Source organism: Aestuariibius sp. HNIBRBA575 (assembly GCF_040932005.1).
Lineage (GTDB): Bacteria > Pseudomonadota > Alphaproteobacteria > Rhodobacterales > Rhodobacteraceae > CANLNM01.
Genome location: NZ_CP162414.1, coordinates 3028771 through 3054436 on the forward strand (window position 1 = coordinate 3028771; position 25666 = coordinate 3054436).

Annotated in this window: 24 protein-coding genes; 11 read left to right on the forward strand and 13 right to left on the reverse strand. The window is 56.6% G+C overall.

The features are described 5' to 3' along the window. Positions 1–2 precede the first annotated feature (2 nt). The 5 genes from AB1F12_RS15255 (at position 3) to AB1F12_RS15275 (ending at position 5030) form a co-directional block, all read left to right on the forward strand. A complete protein-coding gene (locus AB1F12_RS15255; RefSeq protein WP_368185218.1) occupies positions 3–617 on the forward strand; it encodes a DUF2306 domain-containing protein in 615 nt (204 codons plus the stop codon). Between the two features lie 242 nt (positions 618–859). After that, positions 860–1483, forward strand: coding sequence for a CDP-alcohol phosphatidyltransferase family protein (locus tag AB1F12_RS15260; protein WP_368185219.1), 624 nt, complete (start codon positions 860–862; stop codon positions 1481–1483). Beyond that, positions 1480–2679 carry an ABC transporter substrate-binding protein gene (locus AB1F12_RS15265; protein WP_368185220.1) on the forward strand — a complete coding sequence of 400 codons (1200 nt, stop codon included), beginning with the start codon at positions 1480–1482 and terminating at the stop codon, positions 2677–2679. Before AB1F12_RS15260 ends, AB1F12_RS15265 begins: the two co-directional genes overlap by 4 nt. 34 nt (positions 2680–2713) lie before the next feature. After that, positions 2714–4399, forward strand: coding sequence for an ABC transporter permease (locus tag AB1F12_RS15270; protein WP_368185221.1), 1686 nt, complete (start codon positions 2714–2716; stop codon positions 4397–4399). Further along, on the forward strand, positions 4392–5030 hold the full coding sequence (locus AB1F12_RS15275; protein WP_368185222.1) for an ATP-binding cassette domain-containing protein: 639 nt from the start codon (positions 4392–4394) through the stop codon (positions 5028–5030). The genes AB1F12_RS15270 and AB1F12_RS15275 overlap by 8 nt, the downstream gene beginning before the upstream one ends. Here AB1F12_RS15275 and AB1F12_RS15280 read toward each other — a convergent pair. Continuing rightward, positions 5011–5916: a LysR family transcriptional regulator gene (locus AB1F12_RS15280; protein WP_368185223.1), complete on the reverse strand. Its 906-nt coding sequence runs from the start codon at positions 5914–5916 to the stop codon at positions 5011–5013. The two genes, AB1F12_RS15275 and AB1F12_RS15280, sit on opposite strands and share 20 nt — an antisense overlap. Positions 5917–6009: 93 nt before the next feature. On the opposite strand from AB1F12_RS15280, the gene araD reads away from it, so the two are divergent. Together araD and AB1F12_RS15290 are read left to right on the forward strand one after the other, a co-directional pair. Further along, positions 6010–7752, forward strand: coding sequence for an L-arabinonate dehydratase (araD, locus tag AB1F12_RS15285; protein ID WP_368185224.1), 1743 nt, complete (start codon positions 6010–6012; stop codon positions 7750–7752). Next, positions 7752–8657 carry a Gfo/Idh/MocA family protein gene (locus tag AB1F12_RS15290; protein WP_368185225.1) on the forward strand — a complete coding sequence of 302 codons (906 nt, stop codon included), beginning with the start codon at positions 7752–7754 and terminating at the stop codon, positions 8655–8657. Before araD ends, AB1F12_RS15290 begins: the two co-directional genes overlap by 1 nt. Here AB1F12_RS15290 and AB1F12_RS15295 read toward each other — a convergent pair. From AB1F12_RS15295 to ccoN, 11 genes are all read right to left on the reverse strand, one after another. Then, positions 8654–9346, reverse strand: coding sequence for a YjbF family lipoprotein (locus tag AB1F12_RS15295; protein WP_368185226.1), 693 nt, complete (start codon positions 9344–9346; stop codon positions 8654–8656). The two genes, AB1F12_RS15290 and AB1F12_RS15295, sit on opposite strands and share 4 nt — an antisense overlap. Beyond that, positions 9325–11439 (reverse strand): YjbH domain-containing protein, encoded by a 2115-nt coding sequence (locus tag AB1F12_RS15300; RefSeq protein ID WP_368185227.1) that lies wholly within the window; start codon positions 11437–11439, stop codon positions 9325–9327. The genes AB1F12_RS15295 and AB1F12_RS15300 overlap by 22 nt, the downstream gene beginning before the upstream one ends. A 109-nt stretch (positions 11440–11548) precedes the next feature. Continuing rightward, positions 11549–11710: a cbb3-type cytochrome oxidase assembly protein CcoS gene (gene ccoS, locus AB1F12_RS15305; protein WP_368185228.1), complete on the reverse strand. Its 162-nt coding sequence runs from the start codon at positions 11708–11710 to the stop codon at positions 11549–11551. After that, positions 11710–13896 (reverse strand): heavy metal translocating P-type ATPase, encoded by a 2187-nt coding sequence (locus AB1F12_RS15310; RefSeq protein WP_368185229.1) that lies wholly within the window; start codon positions 13894–13896, stop codon positions 11710–11712. Before AB1F12_RS15310 ends, ccoS begins: the two co-directional genes overlap by 1 nt. Then, entirely contained in the window at positions 13893–14348 is a 456-nt protein-coding gene (locus AB1F12_RS15315; protein ID WP_368185230.1) for a FixH family protein, read from the reverse strand. The genes AB1F12_RS15310 and AB1F12_RS15315 overlap by 4 nt, the downstream gene beginning before the upstream one ends. Position 14349: 1 nt before the next feature. Further along, entirely contained in the window at positions 14350–15765 is a 1416-nt protein-coding gene (gene ccoG, locus AB1F12_RS15320; protein WP_368185231.1) for a cytochrome c oxidase accessory protein CcoG, read from the reverse strand. Positions 15766–15806: 41 nt separating this feature from the next. After that, positions 15807–16166, reverse strand: a complete 360-nt coding sequence (locus AB1F12_RS15325) for a hypothetical protein (protein ID WP_368188403.1) — start codon at positions 16164–16166, stop codon at positions 15807–15809. Then, positions 16138–17019, reverse strand: a complete 882-nt coding sequence (gene ccoP, locus AB1F12_RS15330) for a cytochrome-c oxidase, cbb3-type subunit III (RefSeq protein ID WP_368185232.1) — start codon at positions 17017–17019, stop codon at positions 16138–16140. Before ccoP ends, AB1F12_RS15325 begins: the two co-directional genes overlap by 29 nt. Next, complete coding sequence (locus AB1F12_RS15335; protein WP_368185233.1) at positions 17016–17216, reverse strand: cbb3-type cytochrome c oxidase subunit 3; 201 nt, start codon at positions 17214–17216, stop codon at positions 17016–17018. Before AB1F12_RS15335 ends, ccoP begins: the two co-directional genes overlap by 4 nt. 9 nt (positions 17217–17225) lie before the next feature. Then, the gene (gene ccoO / locus AB1F12_RS15340; RefSeq protein WP_368185234.1) at positions 17226–17951 is read right to left on the reverse strand and encodes a cytochrome-c oxidase, cbb3-type subunit II; all 726 of its coding nucleotides are present in this window, start codon (positions 17949–17951) and stop codon (positions 17226–17228) included. An 11-nt stretch (positions 17952–17962) separates the two neighbouring features. Then, a complete protein-coding gene (gene ccoN, locus AB1F12_RS15345; protein WP_368185235.1) occupies positions 17963–19564 on the reverse strand; it encodes a cytochrome-c oxidase, cbb3-type subunit I in 1602 nt (533 codons plus the stop codon). A gap of 190 nt (positions 19565–19754) precedes the next feature. Between ccoN and AB1F12_RS15350 the strand changes: the two genes are divergently transcribed. After that, entirely contained in the window at positions 19755–20594 is an 840-nt protein-coding gene (locus tag AB1F12_RS15350) for a universal stress protein (protein ID WP_368185236.1), read from the forward strand. A 65-nt stretch (positions 20595–20659) separates the two neighbouring features. Here the strand turns inward: AB1F12_RS15350 and fnrL are convergent, their stop codons facing one another. Further along, positions 20660–21397, reverse strand: a complete 738-nt coding sequence (fnrL, locus tag AB1F12_RS15355; protein WP_368185237.1) for a transcriptional regulator FnrL — start codon at positions 21395–21397, stop codon at positions 20660–20662. A gap of 67 nt (positions 21398–21464) precedes the next feature. Here fnrL and hemN point away from each other — a divergent pair, with 67 nt between their 5' ends. The 3 genes from hemN to AB1F12_RS15370 all read left to right on the forward strand — a co-directional run bounded on the left by hemN (position 21465) and on the right by AB1F12_RS15370 (position 25644). Continuing rightward, positions 21465–22820, forward strand: a complete 1356-nt coding sequence (hemN, locus tag AB1F12_RS15360; protein WP_368185238.1) for an oxygen-independent coproporphyrinogen III oxidase — start codon at positions 21465–21467, stop codon at positions 22818–22820. A gap of 96 nt (positions 22821–22916) precedes the next feature. After that, complete coding sequence (locus AB1F12_RS15365; RefSeq protein ID WP_368185239.1) at positions 22917–24425, forward strand: malonyl-CoA synthase; 1509 nt, start codon at positions 22917–22919, stop codon at positions 24423–24425. Positions 24426–24621: 196 nt separating this feature from the next. Beyond that, positions 24622–25644, forward strand: coding sequence for an aspartate-semialdehyde dehydrogenase (locus tag AB1F12_RS15370; protein WP_368185240.1), 1023 nt, complete (start codon positions 24622–24624; stop codon positions 25642–25644). The last annotated feature ends 22 nt before the right edge of the window (positions 25645–25666 follow it).

Genomic DNA, 25666 nt, shown 5'->3' on the forward strand with positions numbered 1-25666 from the left:
CGATGTTGCTTAAAATGAAGATTCAACGAGGCATTTTTTGGTTTTTGTCCATTGCCGTTGCCCTCGTGTCTTACCGGTTTGTCGTACTTGGGATGAAGACAGGGTTTCCGAACATGGCCCACCAATTGGTGTCGCCTAATTACTCGTTTTACTTGCACGTTATCTTCGCACCTATCGCGCTTGCCATCGCGCCGTTCCAACTGTCCGAGAAGTTTCGGGCCAAATCGCTCAGTCGGCATCGGTTGTTGGGCCGGATATATGTTGGCGCAGTTTTGGTGGCTGGCTTGAGCGGTATCATGATCGGTTTCGACGCCATGCATGGCCCAATTGCGCAATCGGGGTTTATTTTACTGGCCATAATCTGGCTTGTGGTGACGTTTAAGGCAGTCCAATTCGCAAGACGACGCGAAATTAGCTTGCACCGTGAATGGATGATCCGCTCAATCGCGTTAACTTTCGCAGGTGTAATGTTGCGTGTTTGGCTTCCTGCTCAGCTCATCTCAGGTGTTCCATTTGACGTGGCATATCAGGTTGTGTCCTGGCTTTGTTGGCTACCAAACCTAGTTGTGGCTGAGTACTTCGTGCGAAAACTGAGAAACACCAAAAGCAGTCATTGATCTTACATGGCGTCAGCGTCGCTTTGTCCCGCGCAACCGACGGTCACTTGGCCCTATGCGCATGTCCGTTTTTGAAAGCACAAACAGGCAATTCTGAACTGCCTTCGGTCGCGATTGCGAAATATAAACGTATATGGCGCCTGACACCCTATCAAAAATGACAGCATGTCACATTCCTGTCATGTCGATAGACCAACGCGGTTTCTTGGGCCACATAGGTGCGCAACGAAACCGGAGCCCGCATGTTAGACGCCGCCACCAGAAAACTGATCGACCCGCCGCTCAACCGGCTGGGACGCCAGATCGCCCAGATGGGGATCACCGCTAATGGTGTGACCTTGGCCGGGTTGGTTTTGGGCCTGTTGGCGGCGCTGGCGATCTGGATGGGCTGGTTTGGGTTGGCCTTGGCGTTGATATTGATGTCGCGACTGGCCGATGGGCTGGATGGTGCTGTGGCCCGTGCGACCCAAAAAACCGACTTTGGCGGCTATTTGGATATCACCTGTGATTTTCTGTTTTACGGGGCGATCCCGCTGGGTTTTGTCCTGTTTGATCCGGCCAGTAATGGCGCGGCTGGGGCGTTTTTGCTGACATCGTTTTATTTCAACGGCGCATCCTTTCTGGGCTATGCGATCCTGGCTGAAAAACACGAAATGTCGACATCCGCCCAAGGGGTGAAATCGCTATATTATTCCAACGGATTGCTAGAAGGCACGGAAACCATTGCGTTTTTCGTCGCCCTCTGCCTATGGCCCGGTGCCTTTGTCCCGCTGGCTGTCCTGTTTGGCTTGGCCTGCTTTGTCACCGCCACTTTGCGTCTATATGGCGCGTTCCACCTCTTTAACGACCAACAAGGATCCTCATGAAACATCTTGCTGTACTCGCCGCGCTGATTGCGCCCCTGCCCGCGTTGGCCGATATTGACCCCAGCGATTGGGACGCCGTCCTGACCGAAGCCCGTGGTCAAACTGTGTATTGGCACGCTTGGGGCGGGTCCACGACCACCAATGATTTCATCGCTTGGGCCGGTGCGCGTATCGCCGAGGATTACGGCGTGACCTTGGAACATGTAAAACTGACCTCCACCGCGGATGCCGTCACACGGGTTTTGACCGAAAAAGAGGCCGGCCAGCATGATGACAGCGCCGTGGACATGATCTGGATTAACGGGGCCAATTTTGCCGCGATGAAAGAGGCAGATTTGCTGTTTGGTCCCTTTGCGGAACAATTGCCCAACTGGGATGTGGTTGATGTGGATGGCAAAACCGTTCAGACCGATTTTACCGTGCCCGTCGAAGGGTACGAAGCGCCCTGGGCCATGGCGCAGGTTGTGTTTATCCACGACACCGCCGATCTGGCCGAACCTTTGGGATCAATGGACGACATTCTGGCATGGGCGCAGGCCAATCCGGGCCGGTTCACATTCCCACAGCCACCTGATTTTCTGGGCACGACATTCCTGAAACAGGCCTTGGTTGATCTGTTAGATGACCCATCTGTGCTGGCAGACCCCGCCACGGATGAAAACTATGCTGACGTCACCGCCCCGCTTTGGGATTATCTGGAACAATTGACGCCGGTTTTGTGGCGCGAAGGCCGCGCCTATCCGCAATCCGGCCAACGCCAGTTTCAGCTGATTTCAGATGACGAAGTCGATCTGGCCGCATCCTTTAGCCCCGGCGCCGCCAGCACCGCGATCAACAACTTTGAACTGCCCGACACCGTGCGCACATTCGTGTTGGACAAAGGCACCATCGGCAACGCGTCCTTTGTGGCGATCCCCTATAATTCGGGTTCCAAAGCAGGCGCGATGGTTCTGGCCAATTTCCTGATGTCCCCCGAAGCACAGGCCCGCGCCCAAGACCCCAATGTGCTGGGCTATGGCACCGTGTTGGACATGGACGCGATCACCGCCGAGGAACGCGCCGTCTTTGACGCGTTGGATTTGGGCATCGCAACGCTGACACCGGCTGAACTGGGACAGGCGCAAGCCGAACCCCATCCCAGCTGGATGACACGCATCGCGCAAGATTGGCAAAACCGCTACGGTGTTGCACAATAAGCTAATATTACCGGCGAAAGTGGTCGATTAAGCTATGAAATTTCCACCACTTTTGCCGATTTTAACCTTGCTGGCCCTGTTGGGGCCAGTGGTGGCCGGGTTATGGGGCACGGTGTTGCCTGCCTTTGGGCATCTGCCCGCCGCGGGTCTGCATGGCCCATCGCTTGATCCTTTTCGTGCCGTGTTTGACTGGGCTGGCATCGGGCCCGCCATCCAGCTCAGCGTTACGACGGGCCTGTTTGCCACGCTGGGATCGCTGATCATTGTTGTGTTGATCACCGCAGGCTGGTCGGGGACACGCGCCTTTCGATTGCTCGAAAAACTGCTGTCGCCGCTGTTATCCGTGCCCCACGCCGCCGCCGCATTTGGGTTTGCCTTTCTGATTGCGCCATCCGGCTGGATCGCCCGGTTGGTCAGCCCCACACTCACCGGATGGGACCGCCCGGTGGACTGGTTGATCGTTCAGGACCCGCTGGGCCTGACCATGACCGCCGGTCTGATCGCCAAAGAAGTGCCGTTTTTACTGCTCATCACCCTCGCCGCCCTCAGCCAAGTGGACGCAACCCAGCGCATGCGCGTGGCCCAATCCGCTGGGTATCAGCGCATCACCGCGTGGCTTAAAACCGTGTTCCCGGCGATTTATCACCAAATCCGCCTGCCGGTTTATGTGGTGCTGGCCTATTCTATGTCGGTGGTGGATGTGGCGGTGATCCTGGGGCCAAACACGCCGCCGCCTTTGTCCGTACAAATCGTCAAATGGATGGCCGATCCTGACTTGGCGTTTCGTCTTCAGGCCGCCGCCGCGTCACTGATCCAGCTGGGACTGGTTGTCGGCGCGCTGATCCTGTGGCGGATCGGCGAAATCCTATTGGGATTGGCCGGACGACGCTGGGCCTATGCGGGTCGACGCCAGATGCTGGATCGTCCCTTGCGGGGCATCGGTTTTGGACTGGGCGCGATTTCAGCCATCGTGGTCTTCGCCGGATTGGCCGGTCTGGTTATCTGGTCCTTTGCCGGGTTCTGGGCGTTCCCCGACGCATTGCCCCAACAATTGACCCTGCGATCCTGGATACGTCACGGCCCCGCCAGTTTGGACACATTGGCCACAACAGCGTGGATCGCACTGGTCGCCACGGGGATTGGATTGGCGCTGACATTGGGCTGTTTGCAGACCGAACAACGCCACAATCTGACCCTCACGGAACGCGGCATGTGGCTGCTATATCTGCCGTTATTGATCCCTCAAACCGCGTTTCTGCCGGGGCTGCAAACCCTGCTGATCAATCTGGGCGCGGATATGGGCATCTGGCCGGTGATTTTCACCCATCTGGTGTTTGTGCTGCCCTATTTGCGCCTATCCCTTCAGGACCCGTTCAAGGCATGGGACAACCGAAACGCCATCGTCGCCGCCGCGCTGGGATCCTCCCCGCGCCGGATTTTCTGGCACATCCGATTGCCAATGATGCTGGCCCCGATCCTGACGGCCATCGCCGTGGGCATTGCGGTGTCGGTGGGGCAATATCTGGCGACGCTGCTGGTCGGCGGCGGGCGTGTATCAACCCTCACAACCGAAGCGGTTGCACTGGCCTCGGGCGGGGATCGACGGGCAATTGGCGTTTATGGCCTGATGCAAACGGCAGCTGCGCTCGTACCCTTTGCGCTGGCAATAGCCCTGCCCGCCATCATTTATCGAAACAGAAAAGGATTGCGAAATGGATGAAGGCCTGACATTCGACCAAGTCGAAATCCGTAAAGATAACCAGCCTTTGCTCGCCATCAACCGCACGATCACCCCCGGCGCGGTCCTGACCTTGATGGGACCCAGCGGCGTGGGCAAATCCACGCTTTTGTCTGCGGTCACCGGCAATCTGGCCGCTGATTTTGACTGTTCCGGGCGCATCCTGCTGAACGGGTCGGACATCACGCATATGCCCCCCCATCAACGGCGCGTCGGTATTCTGTTTCAGGATCACCTGCTGTTTCCGCACCTTAGCGTCGGGGCAAATATGGCGTTTGGCCTGCAATCCGGCGGCACCCGCGCTGACCGCCGCGCGCAGGTTGAACATGCCCTGCGTGAGGTCGGCCTAGACGGATTTCACGACCGCGACCCTGCTACGTTGTCCGGTGGACAAAAGGCGCGGGTGGCCCTGATGCGCATGCTGCTGTCGGACCCATGTGTGTTGCTGTTGGATGAACCGTTTTCGGGGCTGGATGCGGCGCTGCGCGAACAGGTGCGCAGTTTGGTTTTCAAAACCGCCCATGACCGCAGCCTGCCTGTGTTGATGGTCACCCATGATATCGATGATGCCAACGCTGCGCGCGGTGAATTGATCACCCTGCAGCCAACATAGCCTGCCGCACCCGCGCCGCCGCGGGCGTCAAAACCGCCCCGGCTTGGGTCACGATCCCATAGGGCGACAGCGCAAAGCCAAAGGTTTCGGGCAATCGCCGGATCGGCATGCCAGCACCTGCAAAATCCGCCGCCGTCGCCACGCCGACGGGCGCAATGGCATCGCTTTGACGCAGGCGCGTGATCGTCACCAAAAACGATGAGGTTTCCAACGGAACATCCGGCAATGGCAGGCCCTGTTGTTTTAACTGAGCCTCAACCGCTTGGCGCAAAATCGCATCCGATTGCGGCAATATCCATGGGAATTGCAGCATGTCCTGCGGGGTCGGCTGGACCGATAGCAACGGGTGATCCTGCCGCACCAGCAACGTGACCGGTTCGCTGCCAATGGCGGTGAAATCAAACATATCCGGGTCAAAACCATCGGGCAAACGGGACAGGGCAAAGTCCAGTTCTCCGTCCAAAATCATATTGGCCAAAACGTCGGATGTCGCCACTTCGACGCGGGATCGCAGGTCGGGCAGCTGCGCAAGCGCGGGCAAAACTTTGTCCAGCGCCGCGCCCGTGACGGCCCCTATCCGGACATGCCCACCGCGCCCCTGCTGCATTTCGTCCAATTCACGCCCGGCTGAATCGATTTCCTGAATGATCCGCGCCGCGCGCCGCGCCAGGGACAGGCCCGCATCGGTCAAAACAATGCCCCGCCCCACCCGTTGATGCATAGGCTGATTGGTCAAATGTTCGATTTCCGACATCAACCGCGACGCGGCAGGCCGGGTGATCCCGACCTGATCCGCCGCCTCACCGATCCGATGCTGCGACGCCAATGCGGCCATAAGCCTGAGATGGGACAGCTTTAATCCCTTTTGTAGCAGTTGAAGCGGCATATACTTATCCAAAATGGTAATTATTGATGCGCTAATATGATTTGTTTGGCAAGTATGGATCGCTATTCTGGACCAAAGCGAAATGAGGATTCCATGACATTTAAACCCGCAAAATGGCCCCGCAAACTCAGGTCCCAGGACTGGCTGGGCGGCGCGTCCAAAGACGCCATTTATCGCCGTGGCTGGATGATGAACCAAGGGTTCCCACCGGACGTGTTTGACGGGCGGCCCGTGATTGGGATCTGCAACACGTGGTCGGAACTGACGCCCTGCAACGCCCATCTGCGTGATCTGGCCGAACGAGTGAAAAACGGCATCTGGGAAGCAGGCGGTTTTCCGGTTGAATTCCCGGTCTTTTCCCCATCAGAAACCACGCTGCGCCCCACGGCGATGTTGCATCGCAACCTATGCGCCATGGATGTCGAAGAGGCGTTGCGCGGCAAATGCATCGACGGTGTTGTGTTGATGGCAGGCTGTGACAAAACCACGCCAGCCCTGTTGATGGGGGCCGCATCGGTCGACATTCCCGCGATCATGGTCAGCGGTGGCCCGATGCTAAACGGTTATTTCCAAGGCGAACAATTGGGGTCCGGCACCCATCTGCGCAAATTCCGCGCCGCCGTGAAAGCGGGCGAAATGACGTCCGAAGAATTCGTCGCATCAGAGGCCGCGATGGCGCGGTCCCCCGGTTCGTGCAACACGATGGGCACCGCCAGCACCATGGCCTCTATGGCCGAAGCGTTGGGCATGGCCCTGTCTGGCAACGCCGCCATTCCCGCCGTGGATTCCCGCCGTCGCATGATGAGCCAGATCACCGGGCGGCGCATCGTGCAGATGGTCAAAGATGACCTGAAACCCAGCGATATCCTGACCAAAGACGCCTTTGAAAACGCGATCCGCACCAATGGCGCCATCGGCGGGTCCACCAATGCGGTGATCCACCTGTTGGCCATTGCGGGCCGAATGGGTGTGGATTTGACGCTGGACGACTGGGATCGCTGCGGCAAAGACGTGCCCACAATCGTGAACCTGATGCCATCGGGCAAATACCTGATGGAAGAGTTTTTCTACGCCGGTGGTTTGCCGGTTGTGATCAAACGTTTGGGCGAAATGGGATTGCTGCACAATGACGCGATCACCGTGAATGGCACTGGCATCTGGGACGAAGTCAAAGATGTGCAGAACTGGAACGAAGACGTCATCCTGCCCACAGATCAGGCGCTGACATCATCCGGCGGCATCGCCGTTCTGCGTGGCAATCTGGCCCCCAATGGCGCGGTTTTGAAACCGTCTGCGGCATCGCCAGACCTGATGGTGCACAAAGGCCGCGCCGTGGTGTTCGACAGCATCGAAGACTACAAAGCGCGGGTGGATAGCGACGATCTGGACATCGACGAAACCTGCATCATGGTACTGAAATATTGCGGCCCCAAAGGCTATCCCGGCATGGCCGAAGTTGGCGATATGGTCCTGCCAGCCAAGCTGTTGAAACGCGGCATTCAAGACATCATTCGCCTGTCGGATGCGCGCATGTCCGGCACGGCCTATGGCACGGTTGTGTTGCACACATCCCCCGAAGCCGCCGCTGGCGGACCGCTGGCGATTGTGCAGGACGGCGACATGATCGAATTGGACGTGCCCGCACGCCGGTTGCATCTGGACATTTCCGACGAAGAAATGGCCGCTCGGCTTGCGGCGTGGGAAAACCCAGTTGAACGGCCCAATGGCGGCTGGACGCAGCTTTATTTCGACACGGTTGAGGGTGCGGACAAAGGCGCAGATCTTAGCTTCTTGGTTGGGCATCGCGGCAAAGTCGTCAAGCGGGAGAGTCACTGATGGAAATCATCCTATGTGCCATCGGTAAAATCGCCCGGGATCAACATATCCCGGCGATTGCCGCGTCAAAAGATTGGGATTTGGCCGCCACCGTTAGCCGGTCTGGCGGGGTGGACGGCGTGCCCGGCTACACCAACATCAATGACGCGTTAGAGGCCCATCCAGACGTTCAGGTCTATTCCCTGTGTCACCCAGCAGCACCCCGTTACGATGTGGCTAAAACGTTGATTGAAAACGGCAAAGACGTGATGCTGGAAAAACCACCCGGTGCCACGCTTGCGGAAATTTTTGATCTGGAACGGCGTGCACGCGATGCGGGTGTGTCGCTTTATGCGACATGGCACAGCCGACAGGCGGATGGCGTTCAGGCGGCGGCGGATTGGTTGAAATCACGCACAATCACGCGCGCGCATATCACCTGGCGCGAAGATGTGCGCCTGTGGCATCCGGGTCAGGACTGGGTGTTTGATCCCGGTGGTATGGGCGTGTTTGACCCCGGCATCAACGCCCTGTCGATCCTGACACATATTCTGCCGGACCCGGTGCATCTGACCGACGCCACATTGGAATTTCCGTCCAATCGCGCCATGCCAATTGCTGCTGATCTGACATTTTCGGGCCATGTGACCGCCGATTTCGATTGGCGCCAAGACGGGCCGCAAACCTGGGAAATCGAAGTCGAAACCACCGATGGCACGCTGATCCTAAAGGATGGCGGTGCGCGTCTGTTCATCGACGGACAGGATCAAAACGCCACTGGCATGGGCGAATATCCTGCGCTTTATGCGCAGATGGCTGATCTGGTGCGGGATCGCAAATCAAACGTCGATCTGGCCCCGATGATCCATCTGTCTGATGCGTTCACCTTGGGGCGCAGAAAAACCGTCGACGCGTTTGAATTCTAAAGGGTCGACACCTGGAAATACCCGGCTTCGGGCGAAATCAGCTGGCGCATTTGACGTAATGTGCCAGCGCTATCCACCCAATAGGCGTTCGTGAAAATGTGGCGTTCATCAGCGCAGGTTTCTTCTACACGTGTGGTGGCAAAGCTGCGTTCGACGATTTCGATCTGTTCGGGTTCACGCAACGTGATCGCACAACCAAAGGTCCGGGTGACGATCTGATCATTGCCGTTCAGAAACTCATATGTGCGAGTGGCGATTTCCACCCGACCGGCCAGCAAATCGTTGATTCCGTTGGCGTCAGACGCCATCAAATCGAACCCAAGCCCGCGCGTCGCGATCAAATATCCCCCTTCGAGGGTCATTGATTGGCCAGCGGCGGAAAACCACGTGATTTTTGCACCATTTGTGCCGCCTTTGACAAACAAACTGGGTGCGCCATGGCCCAGATGGTCCACGAGGATCACCTCTTGGCCCATCGCTGCGATATTGGCGCGGGTCATTTCGGCAGGGGCCTGAGCCGTTGCAGCACCAGTTCGCGACGCGACCAAACCGGAAACGATTTGCGTGCCAACCCCCTGACGTCGGTCAGGACCACAGCCCGCAACCAAAGCGGCCAGGGACAGGCCTGTCAGTATTTTCAACAAACTCTTTTTCATGACCATCATTTTCATCGCCAGAACCGTCCCCATTCATCTGTCATATCCCCCAAATGACCATCACGCAGCGTGTCATATAGACGACCATCAACATCTACACGTGCACCGCCATCGCGGCTGAGGGATGCCAGTGAAACAGAGCTTTGACTGCGGGTCGGGGCCCCCATCAACCAATCAAACGGAATGGTCAGGCGGATGCCTTTGTCAAAGGACCCTTCGCCAAATTCCTCTGCGGAAACATCGGTTTGGGTCACATAGGCCCCCAGCCGCCAGCCATTGGTGAATTCACGGTCAACCGACAAGGTTGCGCCGAAATCTTCGGCCAGATAACGACCGACATCCAATTGGCCATGCCAGCCTTCGCCAAAATCATAATAGGCCGAGACATGCCCGGTGACCGTTTCGTAATCCTGAAACCCGAGCAGCATGTCATAGTCCCGCTTGGCGACATAGTTTAGCTCTGCCCCCAGCCCCAACCGGCTCTCGACGGGTTTCCACAGCACTTCGGCGGACACGCCACCATACATGGTTTCCAGATACCCTGCGGTCACACGCGTATACACATCCGGGGCAGCGCGGCCGTACCAAGCGAGGGTGAATTCTTCGATACCTGGGTTTCCGTCAACGGCATATTGCAACGCATCCCGACGCACGGCGGGCAGCGTTGAAGCGGAAATTGAACCCGCATCTTCGTAACCGCTCCATAAGGCGGCGCGGGCCCGACCGGACAAGACCAAGTTCGGCTGGATCGTGTAACGACCCGAAAGTTCCAGCCCCACCTCTCCGCGGATGGGTTCATCGCCATCAAACAGGGAAATTTCGGTATAGGGCGACAATCCCCAAGTAAAGGCAGCCCCGTCAGCCGCATCGACAGCAACCAGCCCGGCATTTGGCCCGGCGTGATCAAATGCAGCCCGATCAAAAATCGCCTGCGCTGCGCCGGGTTCATTTTCCAGTGTTTCGATATCACTGCGTCGCAATGTAGTGGACGACAATGGCAGGCCACGTTGGGCCGGCTCTAGGATGAACACTTCGACAGAGGCGGGCATGACATGGGTCAAAATCCGCGCAACACGCCCCAACGCCTGTGCTTCGGACCGATAGCGGCTGTTAGAATACCGCACGCGCACCTGACGATCGGTCAACTGAACCGAAATCAATGTGATGCCTTCAACCGCAAGAACCTGCTGCAATTGCGCGCGGATGCTTGCTTCGGATCGGATGTTGCGGTCCCAGCTCAGGGCGGCGCGGTCATGCGCGCCACGCACGGAAACCGGCGCTGGCGCGGGATCAAACCCAGAGCCAGATCCGCGATTATGCGGGTTCATCATCACAGTGCCCGCCAACGCCAATTCGTGGCCATTCATATAAGAAAGCGACACTTGGTATCCGGGGCGGGGTTGCCATGCGACACCGAAATTCAGCGGGCTTTGATGTTCAAATTCGCCATTCGTGGTTTCGCGTGTATAGGCATCGGACGAATATTCAGCCTTAAACGTCAGAGTGTCAGAATACCGGTATTCCACCCCGCCAAACAACGCTGCATCGCCTTGGAAATATTGATCAAACAAAAGGTCACCCCCTTCGTCAAATTCAAATTCCCCGCGGTCAGTGGCCCCAAATGGGTTTTCAAAGCCGTTATAGCTGCCCAAACGTCCCCAGCCGATTCCGCCTGTGACCCGCACATTTGGGGACAGAGTTTTGGTCGCAACCAGATATTCGGATGTATAAACACCCGTCCCGATAAAATCCTGCAACCCGATTGTGACGGCTGGGATATGTTCGCCTTCTTCGACCAGCTGATACCGCAGATCAAAACTGCGATCAAAAAGCGGATCGTGGCCAGAGCCTTCGGGATTGTAATCATTGTTGCGCGAATAGCGGAAACTGCCAGACAGGCGCGGCGTGATCTGGAACGAAATTGTGTTGCGCAAATGCGTTGGCGTATAGCTCAGTGTGGCGGCAATTTCGCCCTCTTCGGGGGCAATCGCTGTTGGCAAATCCAACAGCCCCGGCGCCCCGTAATAGTTGTAGCTGGAAATCCAGCTGTCCTGTGCAAAGCTGGCCGTCGCTGAAAACAACGCAATCGAAGCCACACCAAAAGTCAAAAATGTTGTTGTTTTCACGTGTCGCCCCCCGGCGAATTTCAACATCGAAATCCAACAGCACATTAAATAAGTCATTGCCGTTTGGGAACCGCATTCACGTCATAGCGGTGCGAATGGCGTATTTTTGTCAATCCGGCTTTGGATTGTCGTCGTAATCGTCCCGCAAAATCCGCGCCGCATCCCCCTGCGGGTCATCATATTGCGCCGATTTCATCGTCCAGAAAAACGCAACTAACCCCAAAGCACCCAGCCCGACAGAAACGGGGATCAAGAAAACAAGCACATCCATCAGCGGGTCCTCAACGCGTTTAGCGACACCAGAATAGAACTGGTCGACATGGCAATAGCCGCCGTCAACGGTGTCGCCAACCCAACAAAGGCAATCGGAATGGCGATTGAATTATAGACAGCCGCCACGCCAAAGTTTTCGAGGATGCGTTTGCGGGCAGATTTCGCAATGCGCAGGCTGTCTTGGATTCGCGACAAATCAGGCGATACCAGTACCAGATCAGCCGCCACACGGGTCGCCTCTAAGGCAGAGGCAGGCGCGATAGATACATGCGCGACGGCCAATGCGGCGGTGTCGTTTAGGCCATCGCCAACCATCAAAACACGTTTTCCGGCGGCGCGCTTGGCCTCCAGTACGGCGGCTTTTTCGCTGGGCAAAACACCGGATTGCCATGTGGGAATGTTCAGGTCCTGCGCCAGCTGAGCCACCGGGTTTTCCGCATCCCCAGACAGCAACATCACTGGAATATTGCGATCACGCAGATGTTGCAGCAGCTCTGCCGCACCGGGGCGTAACGTGTCTTCGAACGTGAACTGAACGGTGTCCTGACCATCAATCCCCAGACAGGTGGAACTATCCCCCTGACCGGTGACCCATTCCGCGCGTCCCAGACGCACCGTTTGACCTTGGAATTTCGCTTCGACGCCCAATCCGGGATGTTCAACGATGTCGGTGACCTGAACGTCAGGCAAATCAAAGCCCTCAGCGGCCTTTGCAATCGCCTTGGACCGGGGGTGGTTAGACCCCAGAGCCAAAGCCGCCGCCAACGCAAATGCATGATCCGGCAGGTCCTGTGGATTGGTCAATGTCGGAGTTCCGCGCGTCAATGTGCCGGTTTTATCGAACACCACTTCGTCGATTTCAGCCAAACGTTCCAATGCAGTGGCATGTTTGACCAACAATCCACGTTTGAACAGCCCCCCCGACGCCACCGTCGACACTGCAGGCACAGCAAGGCCCAGCGCACAGGGACAGGTGATGATCAACAACGCAACGGCAATGTTCAGCGACGTGCGCACATCGCCTGCGGTCAGATACATCCAGACCACAAACCCGATCAGCGCCAGCAAATGCACGGCAGGTGCGTAAATCTGTGCGGCGCGGTCGGCCAATGAATTATAGCGCGACTTGGCTTCTTCGGCGACGGACACCAGATCGGCCAGCCCATGCAATAACGTATCCGGCCCAACAGCCGAGGTTCGAATATGAAGCGGGCCGGTCAGGTTCACTTCGCCCGCGCGCACCTGAGCGCCGATGGCCACAGCAACCGGATCGGTTTCGCCGGTCAAAAACGCGCGATCCATTTCAGAGGCACCCTGAATAACGTCACCATCCACAGGAATGCGCGCGCCCGGCCGCACCAATAAAATATCGCCGACCGACACATCGGTGACTTTGACCGTGTGGGTGTCGCCATCCACAACACGCAGGGCGGTCGGCGCCTCTAAGGCGGCCAGTTCCGCCGCAGCGGATCGGGCGGTAGAGCGCATTTTCTGATCCAGAAACCGCCCCGCCAGCAGGAAAAATGTCAGCGACAAAGCCGCGTCGAAATAGGCATGTTCGCCGGAATTGATCGTTTCAAACAGCGACATGCCCGCCGCCAACAGGATCGCCAACGAAATCGGCACATCCATGTTCAACCGCGCAGCACGCAGCGCCGCAAAGCCCGATTTGAAAAACGGTTGCGCAGAAAAGGCGATGGTCGGCAACGCGATCGCAGCAGACAGCCAGTGAAACATGTCGCGCGTTGCATCGGTTGCCCCCGCCCAGATCGCCACGCTGAGCAGCATCACGTTCATCGACGAAAATCCGGCAACCCCAAATCGCATCATCAGGTCGCGCGCTTGTTTGTCGCTCTCTCCGGCGGTCAGGGTTGCGTTGTCCAACGGCTGCGCCTCAAATCCCAACCGTTCCAGATGGTGCACAATAGTGTCAGGTTCCGTGCCGGGGGCCACCCGCACCGTGGCGCGTTTGCGGGTCAAGTTCACCCGCACATCTTCGACGCTATCCAGCTGCATCAAACCGCGCTCAACCCCGGAAATACAGGATGCACAATGGATTGATGGCAGTGATATTTGCACGTCAAACGCATGTTCCGACCGGGTCTTTTCGACCCGCCGGGCGATATCTGGCAGGGCAATGCAGCCCGGACAGGCCGCTGCCGAGGGATGATCAGAAACGCTCATTGTGCGACGTAAACCACAACGCGTTGCCGAAATTCGGTGCCATCAGGTGCAACCGCCACCATGCGTAGGTTCCAATTGCCGCCATTTGTGGTCACAGGCGCACGGTGCACATTCCCATCAAAGGTAAAGTCAGGTGTCTGATCATCCTGCACGGATGTCGCGCGCCCAAAGGTGCCGGTGATGGATGTTGGATCAACCGGGGTGCCGTCTGCATCCACAATCGACAACAGCAATTCGCCTTGTTCCACCTTGGCCGAGACATCCCAGCCCAAGGCCAATTGCGCCGCGCGATCCGCGTCAAAATTCTGGCTGGCCACGTAGGAATTTTTCACCTCTAGCCCCGGAAAGGTGCGGATCGCCTGTGTTGCCATCAGAACATTCACCCCGATGATAATGCTAAACGCCACCACCATCCCGATCAGCACATGTTTGCCTGTCAATTCGCGGGCCATATCAGTTTCCTTTCCCAATAAAGTGGGTGTCCACATAGGACCGTTCATTGCCATTCAGATCCTCAACCCAGAGCCGGAAATCAGTCCGTTCCGCCGAAGATGCCGGATCTTGGGTCCGGGCGCTGACAAAGACACGCACCAGTTTGGTGCTGTCAGCGGGCACAGTTGTAACCCGTTCATGCGTGCCTTCCAAATCAATCCTCAGAATTTCATCCGAACTGAGCGACATGTGGAATTCGCGGTCATCCCCGTGTTTGTTACGCAGGCGGACTTCGTAGGTGTTCTGGATCGTGCCATCCGATTGCATCACAAAGGTCGGATTGCGCACAGGTGCAACAGTCATGTCGATATCCGGACGGATAAATAGCGCAAACACCAAGGCAAACCCGACCAGCGACCACAGCGACGTATAAAGGATCGTGCGCGGCCGCAGGATGTGTTTCCAAACGTTGATCGGCGGCTCACCGGCGCGTTCTTTGGCTTCGTCTTTCAGGGCGAAATAATCAACCAAACCACGTGGTTTGCCGACTTTGTCCATCATGTCATCGCAGGCATCAATGCATAGACCGCAGGTGATACAGGCCATTTGCTGACCGTCGCGGATATCGATCCCAACCGGGCAGACATTCACGCAGGCCATGCAATCAATGCAATCGCCCATATCGTCACGCTTTTTGCCTTTGCCGCGCGGTTCACCGCGCCATTCGCGATAGCCGATCACGATGGTGTCTTCGTCGATCATTGCGGCCTGAATACGCGGCCATGGGCAGGCATAGATGCAGACCTGTTCGCGGGCGATCCCGCCGAAAAACACAGTTGAGACAGCCAAAATGGCCATTGTTGTATAGGCGATTGGATTGGCCGTGCCCGTGACCAGCGCCATCGCCAATGTGGGCGCATCGGCAAAATAAAACACCCACGCGCCGCCGGTCGCCAGACCGATCAGCACCCAGATCACATATTTGGTGATCCTCAGGCGAATTTTCTTGGCGTCCCATTTGGCGTTCCACAGTCGGACACGCGCGTTGCGGTCGCCTTCGATCCAGCGTTCCGTCAGGATAAACAAATCCGTCCAAACGGTTTGCGGGCAGGCATAGCCGCACCAAACTCGGCCCAGCGCCGAGGTGAACAAAAACAGCCCCAAACCGGCCATGATCAGCAGCCCGGCAATGAAGTAAAACTCATGCGGCCAGATTTCGATCCAGAAGAAATAGAACCTGCGATTGGCCAAATCGATCAACACGGCCTGATCCGGCAACGATGGACCACGATCCCAGCGAATCATTGGGGTCAGATAGTAAATCCCCAAGGTAATCGCCATTATGACCCACTTCATATTTCTGAAGAAGCCTTTGACTTTACGTGGAAAAACCGGCTCGCGCTTGGCGTAGAGCTGTGGGGCGTCTGGCTGGCTCATTTCTGGGTCCTGGCATAAAAGCTATAGTTTTGCTTGATCTTTTAGACCGGCAGGCAATTGCGGCCTTGATTCAAGTCAAGTTGACCATAATCCATCGCAATTTTGTGGTCTTTGGGCGGGTTGTCACATGTGACAATCAGGCAGAAAAAAAGCGGCGCCAAAAGCGCCGCTAAAAGGTTCGATGGACCGGGAAGGTTGGCCCATCGGGGAGAGAAGATTACTCGGGGTCTTTGTGGATGATTCTGGCTGGGGTTTCTTTGACATGCATCAAACGGAACAGGTTGATCTAACCAAGGCGCAGCGCCCCTTTGCCCAAAACAAAACCGGGCCTGCAACAGCAAGCCCGGTTTCGCCACATCAGCTGTGGTTTGATTATTCGCCGCCGCCCAATTGGTGGACATAGGCCGACACCGCGTTGATTTCAGCAGGTGTCAGACCAAAGGCTGCGTTGAACTCTTCGCTCCAGGCGGGCATGACGCCGAAACGGGCATTGGTGACAGTTTCCGTGAGGGTGGCTTCGTCACCGCCATAGAGCCAGATCGCATCAGACAAGTTTGGCGCCCCTTGGAACCGATCGCCTGTGCCGTCTTCCATGTGGCAGGCAGAACATTCGTTCAGATAGATCGGTTCACCAGCGCTGGCCAATGCGGCATCCGCGTCCTGACCGGACAATTGACGCACAAATGCAACGACTTGTGTGATTTCTTCCTCAGACAGGATTTCACCAAAGGCGGGCATTTCTGACCAACGCGCATCAAAGGAATCTTCGTTGCGCACGCCATGTGTGACGGTCAGGACGATGTCATCAATGGTGCCACCCCACAGCCAGTCATCATCCAGCAAGTTCGGGAAACCAAACGCACCCGACGCACCGGAACCGTGACATTGCGAACAATTGGCGCGAAACACAGCCGCGCCCATATTGCGCGCAAAGCCGTTTAATTCGGTGTCATCCGTGATGGCAAGCATGTCAGCGGAAGCCAGTTTTTCAACCAAAGCGGCGTTTTGTTCATCCACAATGGCAATCTGTTCGGCCACTTCGCCTCGGGTGGAATAGCCCAGAAAACCCGCGGTGGCCTGTTTGGCCAGAGGCCATGCAGGATAAGCAACCGTATAAAGGATCGCCCAAACGATGGTTGCGTAAAACACCCAGAGCCACCAACGCGGGAGCGGATTGTCGAATTCCTCAATCCCGTCCCAGGAATGGCCGGTTGTATCCGGGTCCTGCGGTGTGTTGTTGTCTTGTTTGCTCATGACTGAGCCTCCGAAATTTTGGGCGCTACGTCAGGCGCAGGCGCGTCATCATGGCGGAACGGAACGTTGGCGACGTCTTGGTGGATGGCGCGGGATCCGGGGCGAAACGCCCAGGCCACCACGCCACCGAAAAAGACGAACATTGCCAGCAGAACCCAGCTGTCCGCGATTTCCCTGAAGATCGAATATGTATCCATGTCGACCCCCTAGCGGCTTGCATCTGGGGTAAAGGTCGAGAAGTCGACCATAGTGCCCAGAATTTGCAGATACGCCACCAATGCGTCCATTTCAGAAATGCCATCGGCATTGTCGAAATTGCGCACCTGGGTGCCCGGATAACGTTCAACCAGACCGTCCCAATCCGAGAAAGGATCCGCCTGAGCCACAAAGTCGGCCTGTGCGTTTTCGATCATTTCATCAGTGTAAGGCACACCCACCATACGGTGCGTTTCCAGCAGGTCCTGAATATATGTGGGCTCTAACATGGTGTCGTTTAAGAACGCATATTTCGGCATCACAGATTCAGGAACCACAGCTTGGGGATCGTTCAGGTGCAGGACGTGCCATTCATCCGAATAGCGCCCCCCAACCCGTGCCAGATCCGGCCCGGTCCGTTTGGACCCCCATTGGAAAGGGTGGTCATACATGGATTCCGCCGCCAGCGAATAATGACCGTAACGCTCGACTTCGTCGCGCATCGGGCGGATCATCTGGCTGTGGCAGACATAGCAGCCTTCGCGAATGTAAATATCGCGACCGACCAGTTCCAGTGGGGAATAGGGGCGCATGCCCTCCACATCCTCAATGGTGTTTTCCAGGTAGAACAGCGGAGCAATTTCCACCAGCCCACCGATTGTGACCACGCCTAAACTGCATACCAGCAGCAGGGTGGCGTTCTTTTCAAGAACCTTATGACGATCAAGAATACCCATTGGTCGTCTCCTTATTCGGCGGGAACGGCAGCAGCAGCAGACGCGCTAGGTACGCGTTTGCTAAAGGCTGTCATCCACAGGTTATAACACATGATCAATGCACCAGCGAGGAACAGAACACCGCCCAAGCCACGCACAACATACATCGGGAACTTCGCAGCAACGGTGTCAGCGAACGAATTCACAAGGAACCCTTGCGCATCAACTTCGCGCCACATCAGGCCTTCCATGATGCCGGTGACCCACATTGAGGCGGCATAAAGAATGATCCCGATTGTCGCCAACCAGAAATGCCAGCTGACCAAAGACAGGGAATACAGGCGGTCTTTGTTCCACAGGCGTGGTGTCAGGAAGTAGAGCGCCGAGAAGGTGATCATCCCGTTCCAGCCCAAAGCACCAGAATGCACGTGGCCAATGGTCCAGTCAGTATAATGCGACAAGGAATTGACCGCACGGATCGACATCATCGGGCCCTCAAATGTGGACATGCCGTAAAAGCCGATGGAAATCACCATCATCCGGATGATCGGATCGGTGCGGATTTTATCCCACGCGCCTGACAACGTCATCAGACCGTTGATCATCCCACCCCATGACGGCATCCACAGCACGATCGAGAACACCATGCCAAGGGTCGATGCCCAATCCGGCAACGCAGTGTAGTGCAGATGGTGTGGACCGGCCCAGATATACAGGAAAATCAGCGCCCAGAAGTGGATGATCGACAGTTTGTAGCTGAACACAGGACGTTCGGCCTGTTTTGGCACAAAGTAGTACATCATGCCCAAGAAGCCCGCCGTCAGGAAGAAGCCAACCGCATTGTGGCCATACCACCACTGGGTCATCGCATCCTGCACACCCGAAAACAGCTGAACAGATTTTGAGCCAAAGACGCTAACCGGGATCGACAGGTTGTTGATCAGGTGCAGCATCGCCACGGTGACGATGAACGACAAGAAGAACCAGTTGGCCACATAGATGTGGGGCTCTTTGCGTTTCATGATCGTGCCTAGGTAAATCGCCAGATAGGCCACCCAGACGATGGTCAGCCAGATATCGACATACCATTCAGGTTCGGCATATTCTTTGGATTGGGTTGCACCCATCAGATAGCCGGTTGCGGCCAAAACGATGAACAGGTTGTAACCCCAGAAAACGAACCACGCCAGATTGCCACCCCACAGCCGTGTCGCGCTGGTGCGCTGCACGATGTAGAACGAAGTTGCGATCAAGGCGTTGCCACCAAACGCAAAAATCACCGCCGAAGTGTGCAAGGGACGTAACCGCCCAAAGTTACCGTAGCCTTGCAAGAAATCAAAGTTTAGCGCCGGAAAGGCCAGCTGAAACGCGATAAACGTCCCGACCAGAAATCCTGCCAAACCCCAAAAGGCGGTTGCGATGACACCATATCGGACGACACCGTCCATATATGCATCCGTACGAGGCGCCGGAGCGTCCCCTGTTTTGCGCACCGTCCAGATAAATAATCCAGCGGCGACGGCCATAACGATCAGAGCGTGGACCTGATAAGCCAGGTCGCGGGCCCAGTTCGCAGCAAGCGCAGCGAAAAGGGTGATAACCCCCAGCGCCACAATCTTGATCCAATCCCACATGAGAAGCGTTCCCTTTTTTTGCCCACACGACGAGTCGCATGAAACTTTTGCTATGAGTTGGGTTTCTCACCCCCAAGCAAGCGCTACCTTGATCCAAATCAAGTAATTTGCGCGCGCAGGTTGATAGTCATCATACAAAGCTGCGCCCCAGTCAGGGAGAATAGCGGTGTGTCAACCAAGGAGAACCGTTATGGGGTACAAATCCGTTTCGATCATCGTCACAGACCAAGCCACGGATGCCGCGCCTTTGGCCTCTGCGCGGGCGGTGGCGGATCGCTGCGACGGCCATCTGGACGTGCATTGTCTGGGTGTGGACCCTGCCCGCTACGAACCATTGCCAGCCGGATCTGCGGCGATCATCATGGAAACTGGTGTTGCCGAGGCGCGCGCGCAGGCCGGTGAACTGGTCGATTGGGTCAATGCGATCATTCCTCAGGACATTCCCAATGTCGCAGTCGAAGGTGTGATCATGCCGCATCTGGGACTTGATTCCGGTATCGGCCGGATTGCCCGCTATTCCGACCTGATTGTCTGTGCAAAACCTTATGGCAAAGGCGCGACCCCGTTGCAGGTTTCCGTCCTAGAGGCGGCCCTGTTTGGCACACGCGCCCCGGTTCTGGTCTGCAACAGCGATGCCGAAGCCCCCGTTAACCCGCGCCGCATCCTTTTGGCATGGGACGAAAGCGCCGAAGCCCTGTCCGCCATGCGCTATGCCATGCCCTTGATGCAGGCCGCCGATCGTGTGGATGTGGTGATGGTCGATCCCCCCAGCCATTCGCCAGAACGATCCGATCCCGGTGGCGCTGTGACGTTGATGCTGGCCCGCCACGGCGTGCGCGCCGAGGTATCAATCCTGTCACGCACCCTTCCGCGCGTGTCCGAATGCCTCAGCCGGTTTGCCAAGGAACATAACTGCGACATGATCGTGATGGGCGCCTACGGACATTCCCGCCTGCGCGAAGCCGTGCTGGGTGGACCTACGCGTGACATGCTGGAACAGTCGGAAATCCCGCTGTTTATGGCGCATTGATGACGGATCTCTCGGGGAATGGGGCCGCATTTTTTGCACCCCAGAGGAGAGAGGACGCGGCGGCTTCAGGCGATGAAGCCGCCGTCTACGTCATCTCCGGTTTCCAGAACCAGTTTATGCATATCCGGCACCTGAATGCGGCGTTTGCCTTCGAGAACGATAATGCCATCGCGTTTCAGCGCCGAAATCTGACGGCTGACCGTTTCCAGCGTCAGGCCCAGATAATCCGCCATCGCTTCGCGGGTCAGGGGCAGTTCAACCAGAACGGGTCCGGTTTGTGCCATCAGGCCCAGCGTGCTTTCGCGGCGGGCAATGATCGCCAACAGGCTCGCGATTTTTTCACGCGCGGTTTTGCGGCCCAGAATCAACATCCATTCGCGCGCTGCATCCAGTTCGTCCAGCGTCATGTCCAACAGACGTTCCGACAGGTGCGGCGTGTCGATCATCATGGTTTCAAACGGTTTGCGACGGAAACAGCACAACGTCACATCGGACACAGCCGTCACATCATAGGGCGACTGCGCGCGGCCCGGACGGCCAATAAAATCAGACGACAACAGCAACCCGACCATTTGGGTGCGTCCGTCTTCCATGGTTTGGCTCAGCGTTGCAGCGCCCCGCACCACAGACGCAACAAAGCTCATATCATCGCCCGCCCAGCAGATCGCCTGACCTGCTTCGTAGTTGCGATAATACTTGATCTCTTCCAATTTCTGCAATTCGTCAGCTTCGCAACGTGCACAGACGGCACGGTGTCGAATGGGACATTCGCTACATTGGATATCAGCAAGGGCTTTGCTCATGAGGGACGGTACTCCGGTTCCCAAAAACTAATGCCCCTTAATAACCCGAAACACCTAAGGATGTACAATGGCTTCGCTTGAAAGTTTACGTAAGCTGGGACTGTTTGACGCGCGGGTCCCCCGCTACACAAGCTATCCACCTGCCAATCATTTTTCCGGAGGTGTTGATAACAGCACCGTCGCTGGCTGGATGCAGGCCATTCCCACGGGCAGCCGTGTGTCGCTATATTTGCACATTCCGTATTGCCGCCGGCTGTGTTGGTTCTGTGCCTGCCGCACCCAAGGCACCAGCACAGACAGGCCATTGGTCCCGTATCTGGATATGTTGATTGCCGAAATGGAACTGGTCAAAGCCCAACTGCCACAGGACGTTGTGATTTCCCAAATCCATCTGGGTGGCGGTACGCCGACCCTGCTGAACCCTGATATGATCGCCAAGCTGGGCGCGGAACTGGCCACGTTTCGACCTTGGGCAGATGACATCACATTTTCCGTGGAAATTGACCCGACAGAGGTCGACCAAGCCCGCATTGATGCGCTCAAAGCGATTGGCATGACCCGCGCCAGCATCGGCGTGCAGGACTTTGATCCGGTGGTGCAGGAATGTATCGGTCGTATCCAAAGCTATGAACAGACCCGCGATGTCGTGGATATGTTACGCGCTGCTGGGGTGCGCAGCCTGAACATGGATATCCTCTATGGGTTGCCACATCAGACCCGCGCCCGCATGACGGATTCTGTACAGAAAATCCTGTCGCTTGGGCCGGACCGCGTGGCGCTTTATGGCTATGCGCATGTGCCGTGGATGGCCAAACGGCAGGTCATGATCCCCGCCGATGCCCTGCCCGACAGCGAAGCGCGGCTAGAGCTGTTTGAAATCGCCCGTCGGTTGTTTGTCTGGGATGGCTACCGTGAAATTGGCATCGACCATTATGCGCGCGAAGGCGACACCATGGCCGATGCGGATCGCACCCACGCGCTGCGCCGCAATTTCCAAGGCTACACGGATGACACATCCGAAGTGCTGATCGGCATGGGGGCGTCGGCGATTTCGCGCTACCCGCAGGGCTTTGCGCAGAACCATTCCACATCGTCAAAATACGGCAGCGCCATCCAGACCGGGCAATTGGCCACAATCCGGGGCCACAACATGTCCGCCGATGACAGTTTGCGATCGGCGATGATTGAAATGATCATGTGCCGATTTGAACTGGATTACGGTGAACTCAGCCGCAGGTTTGACGTGAAGACCACAGACATAAAAGCCATGTGTGACGCCCTGTTGAAACGGTTTGAACCCTGCATTGACGTCCATGCGAACGGGTTCAAAATCACCCAATCCGCGCGTCTGATTGCCCGGATGGTGGCGCGGGAACTGGATGCTTATGCCATGCCAGAAGGCCGCCATTCCCGCGCGATGTAACCAAAGATGCGACTTTGAACCAACAAAAGACCCGCTGCGGAATGTTTACGCGGGGTTTTAGGCAGGTTATCTGATCTGAAACCCAAGGAGGCACGCATGGCAAACCCGTTATATGAGGCGCTTTTTGCACCGCATTTGAATGCAGAATCCGTGTTTTTGCACCTGCCGGACGGGACCGATGTGACCCATGGCGCGTTTTTGCGCCGCGCCGCGCAATTTGCCCATAGTTTCTGTGTCTTGGGGTTGCGCCCCGGCGACCGGGTGGCCGTACAGATCGACAAAAGCCCGGATGCTTTGGCGGTCTATGCCGCCTGTGTGCAAACGGGATTGGTGTTTTTACCGCTCAACACCGCTTATACCGCCGCTGAACTGGATTATTTCATCAGCAATTCTGGTGCCGGACTGGTGTTGTCTGGGTCCGCCAAGGCTGGCGATGTCGGTGCGGTGGCCAATACCCACAAAGCCAAACATCTCACCTTGGACGCCGATGGCACCGGTGGTCTGGCCGCGCTGGCCGACATGCAGCCCGGCACGTTTGTCCCGGTTGATCGTGACGCCGATGATCTGGCCGCGATCCTTTATACATCCGGCACAACAGGCCGGTCCAAAGGCGCGATGCTGAGTCAGCGCAACCTGCTGAGCAACGCCGAGGTCCTAAAGGATGCGTGGCAGTTTACCGACCAAGACGTGTTGCTGCATGGTTTGCCCATCTATCACACACATGGGTTGTTCGTGGGCACCAACATCACCCTGTTGGCGGGCGGATCGATGATTTTCCTGCCCGGTTTCGATCTGGATACATTGATCCGGTTTATGCCCCGCGCCACCGCGCTGATGGGCGTGCCGACCTATTACACACGTCTGCTAGGCGACAATCGGTTTGATGCAAAACTGGCACAGAACATGCGGTTATTCGTGTCCGGGTCCGCGCCTTTGCTGGCCGAAACCCACCAAGCGTTCGAAACCCGTACCGGTCATCGCATATTGGAACGCTACGGGATGACCGAAACCAACATGAGCACCTCCAACCCCTATTCAGGGGACCGCCGCCCCGGCACCGTTGGCCGCATGTTGCCCGGTGTGGATGGCAAAGTCTGTGATCCTGAGGGCCGCGAATTGCCACGTGGCGAAATCGGCATCCTTGAGGTGCGCGGCGACAATGTTTTCAAAGGCTATTGGCAGATGCCTGAAAAAACCGCCGCAGAGCTGCGCGATGATGGGTTTTTCATCACCGGCGATTTGGCTGTGATGGGCGAGGATGATTATGTCACCATCGTTGGGCGCGGCAAGGATCTGATCATCTGCGGCGGGCTGAACGTCTATCCCAAAGAGGTCGAAGAAGCGCTGGACGCTCTGCCCGGCATCATCGAAAGCGCAGTGATCGGCGTGCCACATCCGGATATGGGCGAAGGCATCATCGCGGTCCTCGCGGCGCCTTCGGATCTGAATTTGGATGATGTGGCTGGTAAATTGGCGCAAAACTTGGCCCGGTTCAAACAGCCCCGCCATTACGTGATCGTCGATGCCCTGCCCCGCAACACCATGGGCAAGGTGCAAAAGGCTGCGCTGCGCACTGAATTTGCCACTTGGTTCACCAGCAAGTGATTCGCCCACTTCCGTCGATGTGACGAAAATTGCCGTATATTTCGTCACATTAACGACAGTGACGCACAATTTGACGAAACACTTTCGATTTTTCTGCATCACAGCATCATGAAAAGTGGGATCCGCCCCCTGCCACCCATTTAACTTGATCGCAAACAGGGTTATGTCGCCTTCTGCCATTCAAAGGAGTAGATCCATGGGCTATAAAATCGCCATCGTGGGCGCCACAGGGAATGTGGGCCACGAAATGCTAAATATCTTGGCCGAGCGCCAGTTTCCAGTTGATGAACTTGCCGCTTTGGCAAGCCGGAAATCATTGGGAACCGAGGTTAGCTTTGGCGACACCACCCTGAAAACCCAGGATCTGGACACGTTCGATTTTACCGGTTGGGATATCGCGCTGTTTGCCGTGGGTTCTGATGCGACAAAAATCTACGCACCCAAAGCAGCGGCTGCGGGCTGTGTGGTGATCGATAACTCGTCGCTTTATCGCTATGATCCCGACATTCCGCTGATCGTCCCTGAGGTAAACCCAGAGGCCATCCACGATTACGCCAACAAAAACATCATCGCGAACCCGAATTGTTCGACCGCACAGATGGTGGTGGCCCTAAAGCCGTTACATGATCGCGCGAAAATCAAACGCGTTGTTGTGTCCACCTATCAATCCGTGTCCGGTGCGGGCAAAAACGGTATCGATGAGCTGTGGGATCAGACCAAGTCGATCTACAACCCAACCGATAACAAACCGCCCCAGCAATTCACCAAGCAGATCGCGTTCAACGTGATCCCGCATATCGACGTATTCATGGAAGACGGCACCACCAAAGAAGAGTGGAAAATGATCGCCGAAACCAAGAAAATCGTCGATACATCGATCAAAGTGACCGCGACCTGTGTGCGCGTGCCGGTCTTTGTCGGTCATTCAGAATCGATCAATATCGAATTCGAAGATTTCCTTGACGAAGACGAAGCCCGCGACATCCTGCGCGAAGCACCGGGCATCATGGTTGTCGATAAACGCGAAGATGGCGGCTATACGACCCCGATCGAATGTGTCGGTGATTTTGCCACCTTTATCAGCCGCATCCGTCAGGATTCGACCGTTGAAAATGGCCTGAACCTATGGTGCGTGTCGGACAATCTGCGCAAAGGGGCTGCCTTGAATGCGGTGCAAATCGCAGAACTCCTTGGTCGCGAAGTTTTGCGCAAGGGGTAAAAGGTCCTTAACCTCTAGGCAT